Annotated in this window: 12 protein-coding genes; 3 read left to right on the top strand and 9 right to left on the bottom strand. The window is 41.0% G+C overall.

Annotation, left to right across the window (positions count from 1 at the left end; translation table 11 throughout):
- Positions 1 to 311 precede the first annotated feature (311 nt).
- A complete protein-coding gene (locus HWQ42_RS03195) occupies positions 312 to 851 on the top strand; it encodes a DUF3172 domain-containing protein (RefSeq protein WP_292732812.1) in 540 nt (179 codons plus the stop codon).
- A gap of 120 nt (positions 852 to 971) precedes the next feature.
- Here HWQ42_RS03195 and HWQ42_RS03190 read toward each other — a convergent pair whose 3' ends face one another.
- Positions 972 to 1,736 (bottom strand): DeoR/GlpR family DNA-binding transcription regulator, encoded by a 765-nt coding sequence (locus HWQ42_RS03190; protein ID WP_104906232.1) that lies wholly within the window; start codon positions 1,734 to 1,736, stop codon positions 972 to 974.
- A 296-nt stretch (positions 1,737 to 2,032) separates the two neighbouring features.
- Here HWQ42_RS03190 and HWQ42_RS03185 point away from each other — a divergent pair, with 296 nt between their 5' ends.
- Positions 2,033 to 3,952, top strand: a complete 1,920-nt coding sequence (locus HWQ42_RS03185) for a transketolase C-terminal domain-containing protein (protein WP_292809227.1) — start codon at positions 2,033 to 2,035, stop codon at positions 3,950 to 3,952.
- A 128-nt stretch (positions 3,953 to 4,080) separates the two neighbouring features.
- Here the strand turns inward: HWQ42_RS03185 and HWQ42_RS03180 are convergent, their stop codons facing one another.
- The 6 genes from HWQ42_RS03180 to HWQ42_RS03155 all read right to left on the bottom strand — a co-directional run bounded on the left by HWQ42_RS03180 (position 4,081) and on the right by HWQ42_RS03155 (position 11,521).
- Entirely contained in the window at positions 4,081 to 4,911 is an 831-nt protein-coding gene (locus HWQ42_RS03180; RefSeq protein WP_292809225.1) for an AMIN domain-containing protein, read from the bottom strand.
- 107 nt (positions 4,912 to 5,018) lie between these two features.
- Positions 5,019 to 5,501 (bottom strand): hypothetical protein, encoded by a 483-nt coding sequence (locus tag HWQ42_RS03175; RefSeq protein WP_292809223.1) that lies wholly within the window; start codon positions 5,499 to 5,501, stop codon positions 5,019 to 5,021.
- Positions 5,502 to 5,505: 4 nt separating this feature from the next.
- Complete coding sequence (locus tag HWQ42_RS03170) at positions 5,506 to 7,695, bottom strand: cation:proton antiporter (RefSeq protein WP_292809221.1); 2,190 nt, start codon at positions 7,693 to 7,695, stop codon at positions 5,506 to 5,508.
- 449 nt (positions 7,696 to 8,144) lie between these two features.
- Positions 8,145 to 9,431, bottom strand: coding sequence for a cation:proton antiporter (locus HWQ42_RS03165; protein WP_292809220.1), 1,287 nt, complete (start codon positions 9,429 to 9,431; stop codon positions 8,145 to 8,147).
- Positions 9,432 to 10,133: 702 nt separating this feature from the next.
- On the bottom strand, positions 10,134 to 10,568 hold the full coding sequence (locus HWQ42_RS03160) for a hypothetical protein (RefSeq protein ID WP_292809218.1): 435 nt from the start codon (positions 10,566 to 10,568) through the stop codon (positions 10,134 to 10,136).
- Positions 10,569 to 10,753: 185 nt separating this feature from the next.
- Positions 10,754 to 11,521 (bottom strand): GDSL-type esterase/lipase family protein, encoded by a 768-nt coding sequence (locus tag HWQ42_RS03155; protein WP_292809216.1) that lies wholly within the window; start codon positions 11,519 to 11,521, stop codon positions 10,754 to 10,756.
- 731 nt (positions 11,522 to 12,252) lie between these two features.
- On the opposite strand from HWQ42_RS03155, the gene HWQ42_RS03150 reads away from it, so the two are divergent.
- Positions 12,253 to 13,455 (top strand): AAA family ATPase, encoded by a 1,203-nt coding sequence (locus HWQ42_RS03150; protein ID WP_292809214.1) that lies wholly within the window; start codon positions 12,253 to 12,255, stop codon positions 13,453 to 13,455.
- A 9-nt stretch (positions 13,456 to 13,464) separates the two neighbouring features.
- On the opposite strand, the gene HWQ42_RS03145 is transcribed toward HWQ42_RS03150, so the two are convergent.
- Both HWQ42_RS03145 and HWQ42_RS03140 read right to left on the bottom strand, forming a co-directional pair.
- Positions 13,465 to 14,337: a response regulator gene (locus tag HWQ42_RS03145; RefSeq protein WP_292732793.1), complete on the bottom strand. Its 873-nt coding sequence runs from the start codon at positions 14,335 to 14,337 to the stop codon at positions 13,465 to 13,467.
- 140 nt (positions 14,338 to 14,477) lie between these two features.
- A complete protein-coding gene (locus tag HWQ42_RS03140) occupies positions 14,478 to 16,457 on the bottom strand; it encodes a scytonemin biosynthesis sensor histidine kinase (protein ID WP_292809303.1) in 1,980 nt (659 codons plus the stop codon).
- Between the last annotated feature and the right edge of the window lie 377 nt (positions 16,458 to 16,834).

Below are 16,834 nucleotides of genomic sequence, written 5' to 3'. Positions count from 1 at the left end.
TTGTTTTACACATCAATTACTAGGGGGAACAAAAATATCTCATCTGAGAAATGGGAAATTAACAACAAAAGTTAGATAGTTTAAGCATTCTGACTAGATCAATTGTGAAAAGTAGATTAGCTATATCTGATAACAATTAAAAGTATTAAAATTTTGTCCCAATATCTAGATAAACTAGTATTTTTCTCATTTAACAAGAATATCGCAGAGAAAATCACAGGCAATTACAGTCAAGAATAGGCATACTGAAAGAGGGAGAAAAAACTTTAGACTACTCCCTCCCAAATCGGCGTGAAGGTGATTAAGCAACAATGAGACGTAAATCTACTGGTAGACCGGCTACTACTTCTAAACCCTCTATTTTCCAATCCCCTCTATTTAACTTCACCACCATCGCAATTATGGGAGGGGTGTTGATTTTGGGAATTGGGATTGGCATTGCTTTTAGTTCTACAACCACATTGGCTCCATCAAATGTAGCTTCCCGTGAATTTATAGACACCAAAGCACCGAACCCGGAAATTTGTGTGCAGTACGGAGCCAGCGCGATGGTAATGGACGCTAGACTGTTCGTCACTCTCAACCCATTCAATGTCTACGTTGCCCAACCCAGTATGCGTCCTGGATGTGTGATCCGACAAAATAACTGGGCGCTTTTAGAGCAACGTAAGCTAGTGACATCTGATCAGGTAAGAGATTGCAAAAATCGCCTGAACACCTTTGGTTTCACAGGCAACTTGGACAGTGACAAACCTGATATTAGGTGCATATATCAGAATGAAGCTGCTCAAAACTTCTTCACCGCTCAACCGGGAGCAGTTGGAACACCTCAAGAAACGGATAGATTTTGATTTGGGCATTGGGGTTAGGGAAGAGGTGACAGGTGACAGGTAACAGGGAATAATCTGTACCCTCTAACCTGTACCCTATTCCCTTCCCCAATCCCTAGCGATCGCATCTGTCAAATCAGATCACTCGTACTCATCACGTATAATGGTCAAACCTAAAGCTTTGTAAGCACTCAGCATATTATTAGATACTGTTGGTGCTGTTACTAGGTAAGTCAGGGCATGAATAGACTCCACGAGATAAGGAGCAGCCGTATCTAATTTTTCTGCTGTCACTAATCCTACTACTTCAGCCGAGCCTGCAATCATGGCTCGTTTGACATGGGCTTCGTCTAGGTTAGGTACGCTAATCCCAACTTCTGGATGCAAACTGCAAACTCCCAACATGCACAAATCTGCACGAATCATCCGTAATGTCTCAATGGTGACAGTACCAACGTTCACCAAGGCTTTTTTGTAGAGTTGTCCACCTAACATCACAACCTCTATATGGGGATGTTCTGCTAAAGCAACTGCTATTGGCGGACTATTTGTGATCACTGTTGCGTGCAAATCTAGAGGCAAATGACGGGTTACTTGGAGAGTTGTTGTACCTCCATCTAAAATCACCACCTGTCCTGTACAAACTAATTTTGCTGCTGTCCGAGCGATCGCTTCCTTTTCTTTTGGCGCTTGCTTTTGGCGATCGGCATAACTAGCGGTGGCTGGAGATTTAAGGAGCGCTCCCCCATGAACGCGTTGCAATAGTCCAGTTTCTGCCAGTTCTCGCAAATCCCGGCGAATCGTATCCTCAGAAACTTTCAGAACAGCACTAAGTTCTGTCGAAAGTACCTTTTTATCACGACGCAGAATTTCTAAGATGAATTGTCGTCGTTCAGCAGTTAGCATAATTAATTTTCCTGAAAATGCGTTTTTGGACTTGAAATTGCATGTTTGTGAGTTTATACTTATTGATATGCAAGTTTTTGTACGGTAATCCGTAACTTCAATTGAATTCAAGCACATTCATGCACAATTGAATGTATTGATTTTGGCATTTGATGAAATCACATGGTTCCACAACGGTTCCGAGTGGTTAACTTGAGCTTGGATAATTGTTGCCCAGTGGGGGTTTTAACAATTTTTTTTGTAGTGCGATCGCGCATTCGGTCTGTTCAAATTGTTTTTTATTCAATCAATAAACCATGACTACTATTAATACCCAATTTCCGATCGATCTCGGTGCTTACAAACTTTTAGCGCTCAATCCCGCAAATTCCAGCCTCACCGGTGAACAGCGAGAGACTCTAAAAGCGAATATTCAACTTTGCCGGGATGCGATCGTCTTTTTTACAGCGACTGGCGCTGCTAGCGGAGTCGGCGGTCATACTGGCGGGCCTTATGATACAGTGCCAGAGGTAATGATTCTTGATGCCTTTTTCCGGGGAGCATCGGAGCAATTTGTACCGATTTTCTTTGATGAAGCAGGACATCGAGTTGCCACTCAATATCTGATGGCAACATTGCATGGTGATTTACCTGCCGAGCAACTTTTACGTTATCGGCAAGCACATTCCAATTTACCGGGACACCCGGAACTAAAACTAACTCCTGGTGTGAAATTTAGTTCTGGCCGCCTGGGTCATATTTGGCCTTACATCAATGGTGTGGCAATGGCGAATCCAGGCAAGGCTGTTTTCTGTCTCGGTTCTGATGGTTCGCAGCAAGAAGGTAACGATGCTGAAGCTGCTCGCTTGGCTGTTGCTCAACATCTTAACGTCAAGCTGATAATTGATGACAATGATGTCACGATCGCTGGACATCCTTCTAAATATTTACCTGGTTTTAGTGTTGCCAAAACCTTAGAAGGTCACGGGTTGAAAGTACTTCAGGGAGACGGCGAAGACTTAGACGATTTATACCATCGTATTTGCGAAGCTGTAAATACTCCCGGAGCGATCGCTATTATCAATAAACGCCCGATGTGTCCTGGTATTGAAGGTTTAGAAGGCTCCACTCATGGTCATGATGTAATTCCTGTAGATTTAGCAGTTAAGTATCTAGAATCTCGCGGACAAACTGCGGCTGTCGAATACCTTAAAAGTATTGAGAAACCGAAACAAACATATACATTTCTGGGTTCCAGCGACAAATGGGGCGCTAACCGTAATGTGTTTGGTGAAGCCGTGGTGGGTGTCCTCAGTCGCATGAGCGAGGCGGAGCGTAAAGAAAAAGTCATGGTCATTGATAGCGATCTAGAAGGCTCCTGCGGTTTGAAGAAAATTCATGAAACATACCCAGAAATATTTATTTCCTCCGGCATCATGGAACGGAGCAACTTCTCTGCTGCGGCTGGATTCGGGATGGACGAGGGCAAGCAAGGTATTTTTGCGACCTTCAGCGCCTTCTTAGAAATGTGTATCTCAGAAATCACGATGGCACGGCTGAACTATTCCAATGTTCTATGTCATTTTTCCCATGCGGGTATAGATGACATGGCAGATAACAGCTGCCACTTTGGTATAAATAATATGTTTGCCGACAATGGCTTGGATGATGGCTACCCAACACAGTTGTACTTCCCGGCAGATAATAATCAAATGACAGCTTGTGTAGAAGCTGTGTTTTTTGAGCCGGGACTGCGGTTTATTTTCTCCACCCGTTCCAAAGTGCCCAATATTCAGGACAGCAACGGCAATGACTTCTTTGGAAGTGGCTACAAATTTGTTCCTGGTAAAGATGAAGTTATACGAGAAGGGACGCAAGGCTACATTATCAGTTTTGGCGATGCTCTCTACCGTGCCGTTGATGCTGTAGAGCGTCTGAAACAAGAAGGGCTAGACGTTGGTTTGATTAACAAAACAACTTTAAACACCATTGATGAAGAAATGATTACCAAAGTTGGTAATGCTCCTTTTGTGCTTGTAGTAGAAGCCTTCAACCGTCGCACTGGCTTAGGTAGTCGTTTCGGCTCTTGGCTACTAGAGCGGGGGTTGACTCCCAAATATGCCCATCTTGGAACTTATAAAGAAGGTTGCGGCGGTTTGTGGGAACAGTACCCATATCAAGGTATCGATCCAGTCGGCATCATCAACAAGGTGAAGGAGTTAGTTGGAGGAAAGTAATTCATTTATTAGGGCATAGCGCATAGCAGGGGAGCAGGGAAGAAGTGGCAGTAAGTTTTTCCCTTCTGCCCCTCTGCCCCTCTGCCCCTCCGCACCTCTGCCTCTTTTCCATGCCCAATTCCCAATTTTTATTTAGTTTTGGGTAAAGGTTGACCAAACTCGATTACCTGGGGTTCGGGATCGTTGGGGATTGTTGGAACTGGAAATTCCGACATCCCGAATGGAGGAATGTTATTTAAATTGCCGGGTTGATTTGGGAAAGAAGGAGGGGGAAGACTCAAAGCAGGTTGTTGAGAGGATGTATTTGGAGTTAAAGGGGGTACGGTGACAAAAGGTTGCCCTGAGTTAGTAGTAATTGTTGAGGGCAGTTCATTGGATGGAGGTGGAGCTGTGAGTGAGGGGGATTGTGGGTTAGTAGTTAAGGGTAGTTTACTAGGCGGCTTTTGGAGTGTTTGAGGCTGTTTCTTGGCTGAAGGAGGGGAATTTCCTGATTTGACGGCAGTAGTTTTACCAGAAATAACCGGACGTAATACCCAGCGAGTGGAGTTTTTTCGAGAAACGGGTTGCAGTTGTACCTTTTTGGGATTAAAAACAGTCCCTGCTGCTAAATCTAGGACAATACGTGTATCATTTGCGTTGAGTTGAGAAATGCGAATGCTTTTGATTGCTCCAGAATAATTTTGTTGCGTGGTAACTTTGCCCAACTTAGTATTCGGTAAATCTACAACCAAACGAGAGGGTTGGGCTAAGTAGAAATAACGAGGGGTTGTGCCTGCTGAAAGAGTGATTTCGAGTTGCTGTGTCTTGGGAGAAAAACGCCAATTATTTAGCTTTGCCCCTGGTGTAGCAGCAGTAGTGAAAGTTTCGAGGGCGATCGCTGCATAAAAACTTAATATACTGATGCTAAATAACTGCTTGCCCCATTGGTAAGATTGCTTAGTTTTTAGTACCTGATCCATTATTTTTATTTGCTCCATAAAACCCATACAATGCACTTACATTGCTGTTTACTTCGCGCTTCCAATCCCGTAGACGCGATTCATCGCGTCTCTACCAATCCCCCAATTCAATTAGCTTTTTGAGGCACAGCAGTAAATTTCAGAGTTTGTGGAATACCATTTACGGTTAATTGACCTGTCATATTACCTTTATCCACAAGTTGCATTTGAATTGTGACTGAGGTTAGAGGATCGTTTTGGGGGTAAGGAATATTACAAAGGATTGATTTACCAACTTTCCCAGATAAATTTAATTGTTGATTTCTGAAGATGCCTGCCAGAGAGTGCTTTTCGTCAGTGTCGGTGTTAGCGTTTGCCGGTAATACAGAGGCATTTAAGTAAATACCTGACTGCTGAATGTTTAACGTCAGAGTATCCGATTTTTCACAGTTAGGCAAATTCTCCGCTAGGGTTAGACGATAGCGACCGTTAACTGGCGGAGGAGCCTTGAGATTGTTTTCTCCGTAAGCACTGACAGTTTTAAACAACAGTAGCACTGAAATTATCGCTACTCCGTAAAAACTTAAAGATTTGAAGTTGAAATGATTCATGTTCTCAACTCCTAAGTGTTGGCTCTTGACTGCTAACATCAGGAAGCATGGAAGCCAGATGAGCGGTGACTTGACTGTAACGGCGAGCGATCAGCAGGGAAGAAGAACATTGAATGGCTAGTTGATCTGTATATCTTCCCAAGGTTTGACGCTCGATACCCCAAGTGCGGCTAGTGCCTGCAATTGTTAGGTCTACATTTTTTGAGGCTTCGACTACAGCTTGGATTGGATCTGGAGCTTGGACAATTTTGATTTCGATGCGATCGCGTACACTAGTCGGTAATTGCTCCATCATCGTATTTAACTCATAACTCAATTCATCCTTAAGCTGATTTTCGGGTACAACCTGCAAAACCTGTAATATACAAGTCTCTCGGTTAATTAGCAGTCTCAGAGCTATTATTAGCGCTAAATCATCATGAATATTTGCCGAATAAGGCACTAACAAGCTTTCTAAGCGATCGCTTCCTCTATCCACAAACACTGCAACATCAACTGGCGCAGTAGTGAGCATTTGACCAACTCTTCCACCTAAGCGGTTGCTACTAAAAGCTGGGCGATGCCATCCCACAAGAATTAAATCAACTTGTTTGAGTGCGGCAATCTGTGCAGTTTCCCGTGCAACATTACTAGATATGCGAATAATGGGATGCACATGAGAGCGTGTTTCTACTGGTTCGAGAGTATTAATCAATTCTTCTAGCTGCTGGCGGCGCTGGGCAATTAATCGGTCTGCTTCAACTGGCGTACTTTCAAAGGCATAATCTTCTTCAAATTCAATCAGGCTCAGAGGGTTTACAACAGCCGGAGATCGGGAGTTGAGGGCAATGTTTGCTGCTAACTGTAGCAAGCCTTTTTGGGTACTGGGATTAGCCACGGGCACCAAAATTCGGTAGGGACGAATGTAAGTTTCGGCATCAGTAGCGCTTGCAGCTGTTTGTGCTTCTAACTCTGGTTCCACCACATCTAACCTGATCAGCTTTTTAGGATATGTCCATTCCAGCAGTGGCGAGGTCATGAAGGTAGTTACCAATGCCATAATTACCAGCATGGTAAATATTAAGGGGGAAATTACCCCTAACTCTAAACCAATGTTTAGCACTATCAGTTCGGTTAAGCCGCGAGTATTCATTAACCAACCAAGTGCCGAGGCTTCCCGTTTACTAATGCCACTGACACGAGCTGCTACATAAGTACCAACATACTTGCCTGCGATCGCTACAGCTAAAACCAACCCACACAAAAGCCACAATTCGGGACGGTTGAGCAAACCAATCTGCGTTTTTAAACCACTGTAGGCAAAAAATATGGGCAGCAAGAAAATTAGGACAAAATCTTCCGTTTTCACTGCCAATTCCCTGACTAAATCTTCATTTTTGGGCATGGCTGCTCCCAGCAAAAATGCTCCAAAAATTAAGTGAATCCCAATTAGTTCAGTGATTAATGCTGACGCAACCACGCCCATATAAATCCCAGCTAGCAGCAATTGGCTGAGTCGTCCCGCACGGAGGTAGTGTTTGGCAAGGCGTTGCAGGAACCAACGACCGGCTGTCAACATCAAGCCGATGTAAACTATGCTGGCGATAATTGTGGGTATAGCACCAGCAAAGTCACCAGTTCGCGCAACTGCGATCGCTACTGCCAACAGACACCAAGCTGTGACATCATCCACTGCTGCACAAGTTAACGCCAACGTTCCTAAACGCGTTCCTTGTAAATTGTTTTCAGTAATGATTCTCGCCAACACTGGGAAGGCAGTAATCGACATCGCCGCTCCCAAAAATAAAGCAAAGGCGGTGAATGATACACTTGCATTAGAAACTAGGGGATAAAGTATCACCGCTAGCAATGTTCCTAGAGAGAACGGCACCAAAATGCTGACATGAGAAGTTAAAACTGCTACTTCTAATTGTCCGCCGAGGTATTTGGGATTTAGTTCTAACCCAATCAGAAACATGAAAAATATTAATCCCACCTGAGACAAAACATTCAGAAAAGGAAAAGTTTCTGGTGGAAACAAGCTAACTGCTAGATGGGGAGCAACTAAACCAAACAAAGATGGGCCGAGCATAATTCCGGCGACAATTTCACCAATGACTAGCGGTTGCTTAATAGAACGAAATGCTAGCCCTACTAGCCGTGAAAGCCCAATAACAATCAGCACCTCAACCAGAACGAGAATAACTATGTGCATGGTTTCCTCAAAATTAACTATCTGGTTTCCCTAAGATAATTCTTTAAAAGACTGCAAAATGTCAAGCTTGTTAGATACAACTAAGAGTAATTTGTGCTTCGTTGTTATATTAATTATTGTTACGATTTAGTTGCAACCGTGAAACATGAATTCTGATGATTTAAGGAGCTATATCTCGAAGAACTTCCGAATTAACGATAGCAATAAAGCGAGTTAATAGGGAGTCAGTTTGTAGTATTACTTAATCGCCACTACAAATAAATTAGCAGTCAAAGAAGAGAAATTTACCCAATTACTAGTAGTCTGTAAAATTTCAATTCCCAGGTAATTAAGTTCGTAGTAAGGACTTTAGTCCTTAATTTGCTCAGTCATAAAGTACTTACTACAAACCCTCAAAACTAGCTTGGTCATTGTACTAGATACTTAATTAATCTGATATTTAATTTTGCTTAAGTAGAAGATTTATCATAGCTTGTACCGTGCAATAAGAAGGCAATCAGTGGTGATGCCATCAGGGTAGTAATGACTGCCATAATAACCATTATAGTGAATAAAGTTGGGGTAATGATACCTTGTTCCAGACCAATATTGAGGATGATTAACTCCATCAAACCACGCGCATTCATCAGAGCGCCGATAGTTGCAGATTCGCGCCAATTTTCTCCCGCTAATTTTGCAGCCAACATACAAGCAACACCTTTACCGAGAATTGCGATCGCAATAATTAATAGCGTCACTCCCCATAAAGTAGGTGTGTTTACCAATCCAATTTGAGTGTTTAGTCCAGAGAAGACAAAAAATATTGGTAACAAAAAAGAAGTAGTTAAAAACTCTGTATATTGGCGAATTTGTTGGGCGAATTCTCCCCGTGGTGTCACTGCTCCCAACACAAAAGCACCGAATATTGCATAGATACCTGTAACATCGGTAAACCATGCACAAAACATCAAAATTATCAACATTAAAGTCAGAGTTTGTCTGTTCACACCTTCGCGTTTTGTCATGCGTGTAAACGCTTTCAGTAGAGGTTGTCCGAGAAAAATCGCAAATAGTACATAGCAAATGCCACCACCAATTGCTAATATGGCTATGCTTAGAGAATTTTTCACGCTAGCCAGCACAATCGCTAGCAAACACCAAGCAACTGCATCATCTACCGATGCTGCACCTAAAGCCAAAGTACCGAAGCGAGTTTGTGCAAGACCGCGTTCGTAAAGAATACGAGCTAACATTGGAAAAGCTGTAATAGTCATCGACGCACCCAGATACAAAGCAGCTGACCAAGGCATAACTTTTGGTTGAAAGAAATCGCCATTGTGATAAAACCAAAAAGATGCGATCGCTCCTAAAATAAAAGGAGTGATAATCCCAGCCGCAGATAGCAAACTTGCACTTTTAATATGATGCTTTAAGAGTTTGGTATTAAACTCTAAACCAATCAAAAACATATAAATTGCCAACCCAATCTGGCTGATAGCATATAAAATCGACATCGATGGATTGGGTATTTTGAGTCCGACAGCAGTGATGATGGGAAGCTTAGGAAATAGCCATTGCTGAAAATCTGGTGCAATCAATCCTAGAAGTGATGGCCCTAGCATTACACCTGCGATCATTTCGCAAACAACATCGGTTTGACCAAGATAGCGGCGTCCTATAATCGTGACAATGCGACAAGTGGTTAAAATAACTGTGAGTTGCAGAAATAGCTGAATAACCAGATCAAAATTTGACATTGCACTTCCTTAATTTATGTCTCTGCATTGAAGAATCTCCCTAGACTCTAAAGTTTGTCCTGTTTTACTCATATATGATTACTACATCAGCACAAATGCCAATTTTGTAAACATAAGATAGCTGTTTGTAATTTGATGAGATACAACAAGCAATACGTTGCTTTGGTTTCCAAAGTCATATTGTTCTTAATAACGCACACAACTGTACGTCAATACAACATATTGCATCCAAACTAAAACCGCCATATATAGCAGTCCGAAATCATTCGTGAAAATTATTATATCTCTCTTTCTTCTTTCTTTCCTTTGCGTCCTTCTCTGACGAGACGCTGCGCGTTGGCAGAGCCTCTCGCAGAGAAGGCGTCCTTGGCGGTTCGTTTCCTAATCTATATTTTTCACAACTCAAATAGGATTGCTATATGATTTTTATGATTTGTTAATTTGCGATTTATAGCCCAATACGCTTGGGTGAAGCAAAGCGCAATCCAACAAAGCTATGAAAATGTTGGGTTTCGTTCCTCAACCCAACCTACACAACTTAAGGTTTTTGGCGCTAACCCAAGCGTATTGATTTATAGCTTTTTTTATCTGTTTGAGACACAATCGACTGTAAAGACGTACATTTGTGCGTCCCTACCCTACGGTTGAATAGCCTGAAAATTACTGTAATTTTTAATTAAATTAGTTCGAGAATTTGAAATTTTACAACCACTCACCGCCCCGGAAACGCCAACGAGGGAAGATAATTCGCATCAAGCTTTGGGAACTAATAAAAACTGCTAGCCACACGATGCTATAGTGCAATAAAAAAGCTCCTGGCGAAAGTTCTTCCTTCGGTAAAGGTATTGGCAAGAAGCCAAATAGCTTAACTCCACAAAATATAAATATTAATTCCCATATACCAGCAAAGAGTTGATAAGCTGCGGGCCAATCTCTATCCCAGCGAGATTTTTGTAGATAGTCATAAAGTATATCCCAACCTAAGCCAAAAATGGCGACATAAGCAAGTATCCAAAAATAAACCGAGTTAGCACCAGGGCCAATCCAACCCATTCCAAATGGCAAAGATACGAGTACGCCGACAGTTGCCAGTAATAATAATCGAGTTTGCCAGCGACCAAATAAAGTTGGTGTCATAGGAGTGCTGAGTTAGGAGTTAGGAGTTAGGAGTTAGGAGTAATGAATAATATAGAGAAATTAGAGTTTTTATAGATAGATTTTGACTCGCTTCATTAAAAAATTAGGAAGATTGTGGTGCTTTTTGCGAGGATGGCAAATACGAGAATATCGGCTAGCCCCAAAGCACCAACACATCTATATTATTAGGATGGTTTTAGGTGATAATCAAATTTAGAATGGTAAGCTGCATTGGCAAAGTCCATTGTTCGCGTAGCGTCTCGTAGAGAAGGTATGGCATCCCAATTGATTACATCTTCTAACAAAGCTTGATAACCTAGTGTATTGGGATGGAGTCCATCTTCACTAAAGCGTTTTAGCCGCCAACTCTCACCGCGTTCCATCCATTGCTCAAAAATATCCAAATAGGGAATCTGCCGTTTGCTGCAAGCAATTCGAGTTGCTTCTTTGTAGCGGTACTGGTCGGCATGATTATAGTAAAAACAATCCAAAAACGGCATCTTGGCTTCATCCACTGGCACCATGCCCACGAATAACACAGGACAAAGTTGCTGTGCTAAATCTAGCAGAGACGCAATTTCTTTTTCAAACAATGTAAAATCTGTGTAACTTCGACCATCGGGACGCGCCAACCGGGCTGAGTCATTTACGCCTACGGATAAAATAATCAAATCGGGAACACGATTTCGCAGTTCACCCCGGTGGCGGAATTCAACTTCCAGTCTTTGGGCTACTTGTTGCGTGCGATCGCCTCTTACCCCTAAATTATAAAGAATATGACCGGCGCTATCCGGTAACATCCACCATCGCCGTAGTTGCTCAATCCAGCCTCCTTTTTCCGGGTCGCCGAATCCATAAATTAAGCTGTCCCCCAGTGCGACAATCTTCATAGGCTGAAAGTGATTTGGTGGTACAGACAGCTGCATTGAGGAAGAAGCGAGAAATGTGTGCATTTAACAACTATATTTTATATATTTACAAGATTCTATACATTTCTATACCATAGATGGCTATCTTTAATGTTCAAGTATCTATGGAGTTTTTACTTGTTGATATAGTTGTAAGGTTAATATTGCCGCAGTTGAGCCTCTGTACGATGAGCTACGCCTACGCAGTTTAACAATCAGCATGAAAATTGAACCGCAGAGGCGCAGAGGACACAGAGGAAGAGAAAAGAGGGAGATTCCCTCAAAATTTTCGCCTTTGTGTCATAAATCCAAAGGGTGAAAATTTTATTTTTGGGATGTAGGGAATTCTGCTGGGCAATTCCACGGACATGATATACAGCAGAATTCAGGAGTCAGAATGGGCTGCGCCCCGCTGCGCTAACAGAATTCAAAAGTAAAACAAGCTTTATACCTAACTTTCAGACTAGCTTGTGTATTTCATCAACTTGAAATGCGCTGTCAGTCCTCATCTACAGACGGATAAGTAGTGCAGGTACATCAATCGCTAAAAGTAAACACTGACTTACCAATGGGTTTGTCAAAAAAGTTGACACAAGTAGTTGTTATGTAATACAGTATATTACATAAGTAATGAGTTAGATTAAAAAGACTTCTTCGCCACTAGAGTGGAAATAAAATTACCATTTGTATGCAATTAGTTGATATTACAAGAAAAAATTTTCAAAACTTCCTACTTAACACAAAATAACTTAATTAACGCTGCATAACCGATAAATATGGTTTTTGACTATTTTAAAAGCAACGAAGGCACTCCTACAAATAATACTCGGCAAAGCTTAATTGCTTGTGGTTGGCGACCGTTTAATCGAGAGTTAGACTGGGGATTTTTATGGCAACTGTTGTACAGTGACTCCCGCGAATTAAGTCAAAAAAGTTTGAATTTAGCAAGTAATTTTGCTGATGTTTTAGGACGAAATAATTATGCTTGGTGGGCTAATTTATTAAGTGTTGTATCTGACAATACTCGCTACGAAGTTGAAAAGTTTTGGAATTACATCACGCCAGATCCTCAATCACCAGATCATCGCTACAAAGATGTTTTGAGTACGGAAACGCCCATCGTCCAATTTGTCAGTCGTAGTAGTATTCCTATTGATTATGTTCTTAATCGACTGCAAGAAATTACTGTACTGCGAGTTTTAGGCGTGTTGGGTAATCCTGATATTATTACCCAGTATTACTCAGAAAGAGATTTTTACTTTCCTATAGATAAATTTGTTAGCTGGGAACGCTTAGACGTTATTAATACTGTTTACGCTTACTGGTCTAAGTATGACATTTGGTTGCAAATTGAACCCTACGATCGCGGGCGACGAGAATATAGTTTAATGGCAAAAAATCTCGCGCCACTAATTAACAAAGCAACTTACGACTTAGCAGTGATGCTGAGTGGATATCAAAGTCTTGTAGGCAAAGTTCATAGTCAATTTAACATCCGGACATTTCCCGCAGATATCCAAAACTTTACTGATTCTGTACAGCAAGCGATTCTCAATCAAAACCAGTTAGCGGTTGTTGTACATGGACAACCAGGTACTGGTAAAACAGTGTGGACACAGGCAGTAGCAAAAGAAATTCTTGTACCTTTAGGGTATGTAATTTTTATTTTAGATCATGATGCGATCGCTAATTTTGTCCCCCCGACTTACATAGAGCGTATTTGTATCGTTATTAACGAAGCTGATAATCTAGCGCAAAATCGTGCTTCGGAGGTAGCGCAATACAATAACAAAACCGAACACATTTTGAGCTTGCTGGATGGCACTTTGTATCAGAGTGTAATTGATGACTCTGGTATTCAAATGCAGCAACGGTTAGTTATTTTGATGACTTGTAACACTACTGAAAGATTAGATCCAGCCATGTTACGTAAAGGTAGAGTGGATTTAATATATGAGTTTACACAACTATTTGTTTGAAATCTACTTTCACCACAGTTTCACCTGTTTTTGCGATATAAGCTGATGCTCTTTGCGCCAAGCTTGGGGAGGTAAACCGTGATGTTGGCGAAACTGGCGGGAGAAATGAGACACATCCTGATAGCCCAATGCTTTCGCTATCTTCTCGACTGTCTGATTATTATTTTGGAGTAAAAAACAAGCTTCCGCCATCCGGCGTTTGACAATCCAGCAGTTTACAGTCTCTCCACTTGTCTCCTTTACTCGGTTAGTTAAGTAAGCCGATGAGTAACCAACAGCAACAGCCACATCACACAAAGTAATTCCTTGATGATAATGAGCTTCGATAAAGTCGAAAACTTCTTTTAATTGCGGAATGCAGGGAAAGATTGACTTAGGACGAATGTTGACTTCTTTATCAGAGGCGACGGCAACACTGGAAGCGATCGCTGTAGTATCATCTGTAAATGCTGATGATTTTGGAGCTTTCTCGAATTTCATCGCACACCAGTACTGGAGATTCGCTTGCTTTTCCAAGCGAGTAGCGATCGCTCTGAGCAATTCCTCTAGTGTCGAAGGTTTGGTAAGATAATCATCTGCTCCCAATTCCATAGCTTTGCGAACATCTGCTTTAGTACTACTGCCAGTCAGAAAAATGAAAGGAATAATTGCTGTCAGAGGATCTTGGCGTAGGGTATTTAAAACGCTATAACCATCCATATCGGGCATTGTAATATCGCAAATCACCAAGTCGGGTACATCCTTTTGTGCTTGTTGGATACCAACACGACCGTTTTGAGCGCCTATCATATCAAAACCTTTAGCCTCAAGACCCTTTAAATAGAGATTGCGGGTAACGCTATCATCTTCAATGACGAGAATTTTCTTTGATGATTCGTACATGATTTTCTATTACTATAAATGTGAAAGAAGGTACTTACTAGACTCTTTGGAGAGTATCTAAATAGCAATGAAATTAATTAACTCGTTCCGAGAGTTATGATTGTTAAGTTTTTAATTAACAACTATCTTCATTTCAACACTCATAACTCGGAACAAGTAAACTCTGATTTGATTAATGGCAGTATTACAGTAAACGTAGTGCCAACATCAACTTCACTTTCTACAGAAACTTGACCATGATGTAAATCTACAAGGGTTTTAAGAATCGATAGTCCTAGTCCAGTACCAGGTATATGATCGATATTGCTACCACGGTAAAATGGCTCAAATATTCGTTGTTGATCTACTACTGAAATACCGATACCTCTATCTTTTACTTGGAAAATTAATTTTTCATTTTGGCAAGATAGTTCTAAATTAATTGCCTGATTTGAGAGAGAATATTTAATCGCGTTATCAAGTAAATTCTTCAAAATCGGCTCTAACAGTTTTCTATCTATATAGGCTGTTAGAGAGTTATCTTGACTTACCAAATTGATGGGGTTTTGGCTCAGATTCATCTGCATTTGTGCAACTAAATCCTGACAAAACTGAACTAATTCAAGCGGTTTTGGTTCAAAGTTTAATTTTGCTGATTCTGCTTTAGAGAAAAACAAAATATCATCCAACATCAGGCTCAGTTGTTCGGTGGCTTTTTGAATGTGATCGAGTAATGGCTGGATTTTCTTCTGTGTACGTTTGTCTACTTCTTCTTTAAGTAAACTATTAGAAAATGAAACAATATTCAGTGGGGTTCGGAATTGATGGCAAACCATAGCAAGAAAACGCGCTCTAAGTTCGCTAAGTTGTTTGGCTTGTTCTAAAGCTTGGTTAAGACCTAATTCTGCATATTTGTAATCGGTAATATCGATACCTGCAATCAGTTCGACTGGGTTTCCCCCAAAATCCGGCCCTCCATCAAGCTTGGCAACTGCACAAGCTAGCCAGCGCTCCGTGCCGTTTTTTGTTAAAATATTCATCTCCTGGTATTCAAAGTTAGTTGCTTCATCCTGCTTACGTACTTGCCTGCGTTTTTTGCTTTTAATCAGCCGACGAAGATCAAAACCTGTTAGCAGTTCCTCTTTTGTGTAGCCAGTGAGTTGCTCTACTGCCGGATTTATATAGCAAAGCCGCGTACCTTGAATCAGAAAAGTGCCGGCATCTGTCGTTTCGGCTATTGTCCGAAATCTAGTTGCGTTCAGTCGTAATGCTTCTTCAGTCTGTTTCGATTCAGTAATATCCCAAATACTCCATACTCTCCCAATAATTTTGCCCTCAAGCAACTGAGGTTTAGAGTAATGTGCAAAAACTCTTCCATCTTTCAACTCCAGAATATCGTAGCTCTCGAAATCAGATTGGCTAGACACTTCCCAAATCAGCCGACTAAAGGCTTGTGGATCTTTAAGTTGGTTCTCAAAAAAGGCTTTGCATTGAGGACATTTCTTAGATAGTATTAGGGACTCTGGAATCTGCCACATATCCACAAATTTCTGATTCAAGCTTAGAATATCTCCCTCAAAGTTAACTGCAACAATACCAATGGCAGTAGACTCAAGAGTAGAACGAAGTAAAGAAAGAGATGTTTCTAGTTCTACTTCTTTTGCCTTGACTTGAGAAAATTCTTGTTGCAAATTATCTTTGGCATCTCTTAATCCATCAGTCCACTTTTGTACGCTTAATTCTACTATTTCATCAGTTTTCTCACGAGCAAAGGCACAGCCAAATTCCATATCTTGGTGTTTTACATAGTTCATGGATATTTCTACCAGAAATATCCGACCTCCTTTTGTTCGATAGCGAGATTTAAAGGTAAGGGAACCCTGTGAGCTAATATCTGACCAATTATGCAGCGAAAAATCTACATCTATATCATGCAGACTCATAGAAAGTAATTCCTCACGGGAATACTCAGTCATCAGACAAGTGGCATCGTTAACGTAAAGAAACTGCGCGTTTGCTCCTAAACAGAAGGCAGCATCTACAGCGTGATTTATTAGAAAGTGAGCAAACTTCATCTCTATTTCTGGTTGTAGTGCCCATTGATTGTTTGATCTAGCTAGTGTATATTCGCCAGAATTCATATTCATACTTCCTCCTGGTAATCAATCAGCACCATTCCCATTAATGAGTTAATAGTCATAACTTACTAAAATCTTTGGTGTACTGTTCGGCTGTGAAAAAATAAAATTTGTTAGGATATTAAAAATATTACTAATTACCTTAACAAAACTTATCATACCAATAAAATGTAAATTATTGAATCAAATATTCCTAAAAAAACTAAATATTTTCAAAAATTCTTCTTGACTTAAACAGCTTTTTCTAGCAGCACAAGATTTAGGCAAATCAAATCTAGATTAGCCAATCAATCTTATTAGATAAGAGTTCAAAACTCTTAATCTATAAGTAGAAAAGATATTTTCAATTTAAACTCGTTCTGCACCAGAACTAATTCATA

The organism is Nostoc sp. JL23 (assembly GCF_017115065.1).
GTDB classification, from domain to species: Bacteria; Cyanobacteriota; Cyanobacteriia; order Cyanobacteriales; family Nostocaceae; genus Nostoc; species Nostoc punctiforme_A.
Note: the sequence above shows the minus strand (reverse complement) of the source record. Positions and strands in the feature narration are given on the sequence as shown.

What these genes read in the sequence shown, in the direction of transcription:
- HWQ42_RS03190 (WP_104906232.1), bottom strand. Translation starts at nt 1,736, where the DNA reads ATGCTAACTGCTGAACGACGACAATTCATCTTAGAAATTCTGCGTCGT.
- HWQ42_RS03195 (WP_292732812.1), top strand. Translation starts at nt 312, where the DNA reads ATGAGACGTAAATCTACTGGTAGACCGGCTACTACTTCTAAACCCTCT.
- HWQ42_RS03175 (WP_292809223.1), bottom strand. Translation starts at nt 5,501, where the DNA reads ATGAATCATTTCAACTTCAAATCTTTAAGTTTTTACGGAGTAGCGATA.
- HWQ42_RS03145 (WP_292732793.1), bottom strand. Translation starts at nt 14,337, where the DNA reads ATGTACGAATCATCAAAGAAAATTCTCGTCATTGAAGATGATAGCGTT.
- HWQ42_RS03185 (WP_292809227.1), top strand. Translation starts at nt 2,033, where the DNA reads ATGACTACTATTAATACCCAATTTCCGATCGATCTCGGTGCTTACAAA.
- HWQ42_RS03160 (WP_292809218.1), bottom strand. Translation starts at nt 10,568, where the DNA reads ATGACACCAACTTTATTTGGTCGCTGGCAAACTCGATTATTATTACTG.
- HWQ42_RS03155 (WP_292809216.1), bottom strand. Translation starts at nt 11,521, where the DNA reads ATGCACACATTTCTCGCTTCTTCCTCAATGCAGCTGTCTGTACCACCA.
- HWQ42_RS03150 (WP_292809214.1), top strand. Translation starts at nt 12,253, where the DNA reads ATGGTTTTTGACTATTTTAAAAGCAACGAAGGCACTCCTACAAATAAT.
- HWQ42_RS03165 (WP_292809220.1), bottom strand. Translation starts at nt 9,431, where the DNA reads ATGTCAAATTTTGATCTGGTTATTCAGCTATTTCTGCAACTCACAGTT.
- HWQ42_RS03180 (WP_292809225.1), bottom strand. Translation starts at nt 4,911, where the DNA reads ATGGATCAGGTACTAAAAACTAAGCAATCTTACCAATGGGGCAAGCAG.
- HWQ42_RS03170 (WP_292809221.1), bottom strand. Translation starts at nt 7,695, where the DNA reads ATGCACATAGTTATTCTCGTTCTGGTTGAGGTGCTGATTGTTATTGGG.
- HWQ42_RS03140 (WP_292809303.1), bottom strand. Translation starts at nt 16,457, where the DNA reads ATGAATTCTGGCGAATATACACTAGCTAGATCAAACAATCAATGGGCA.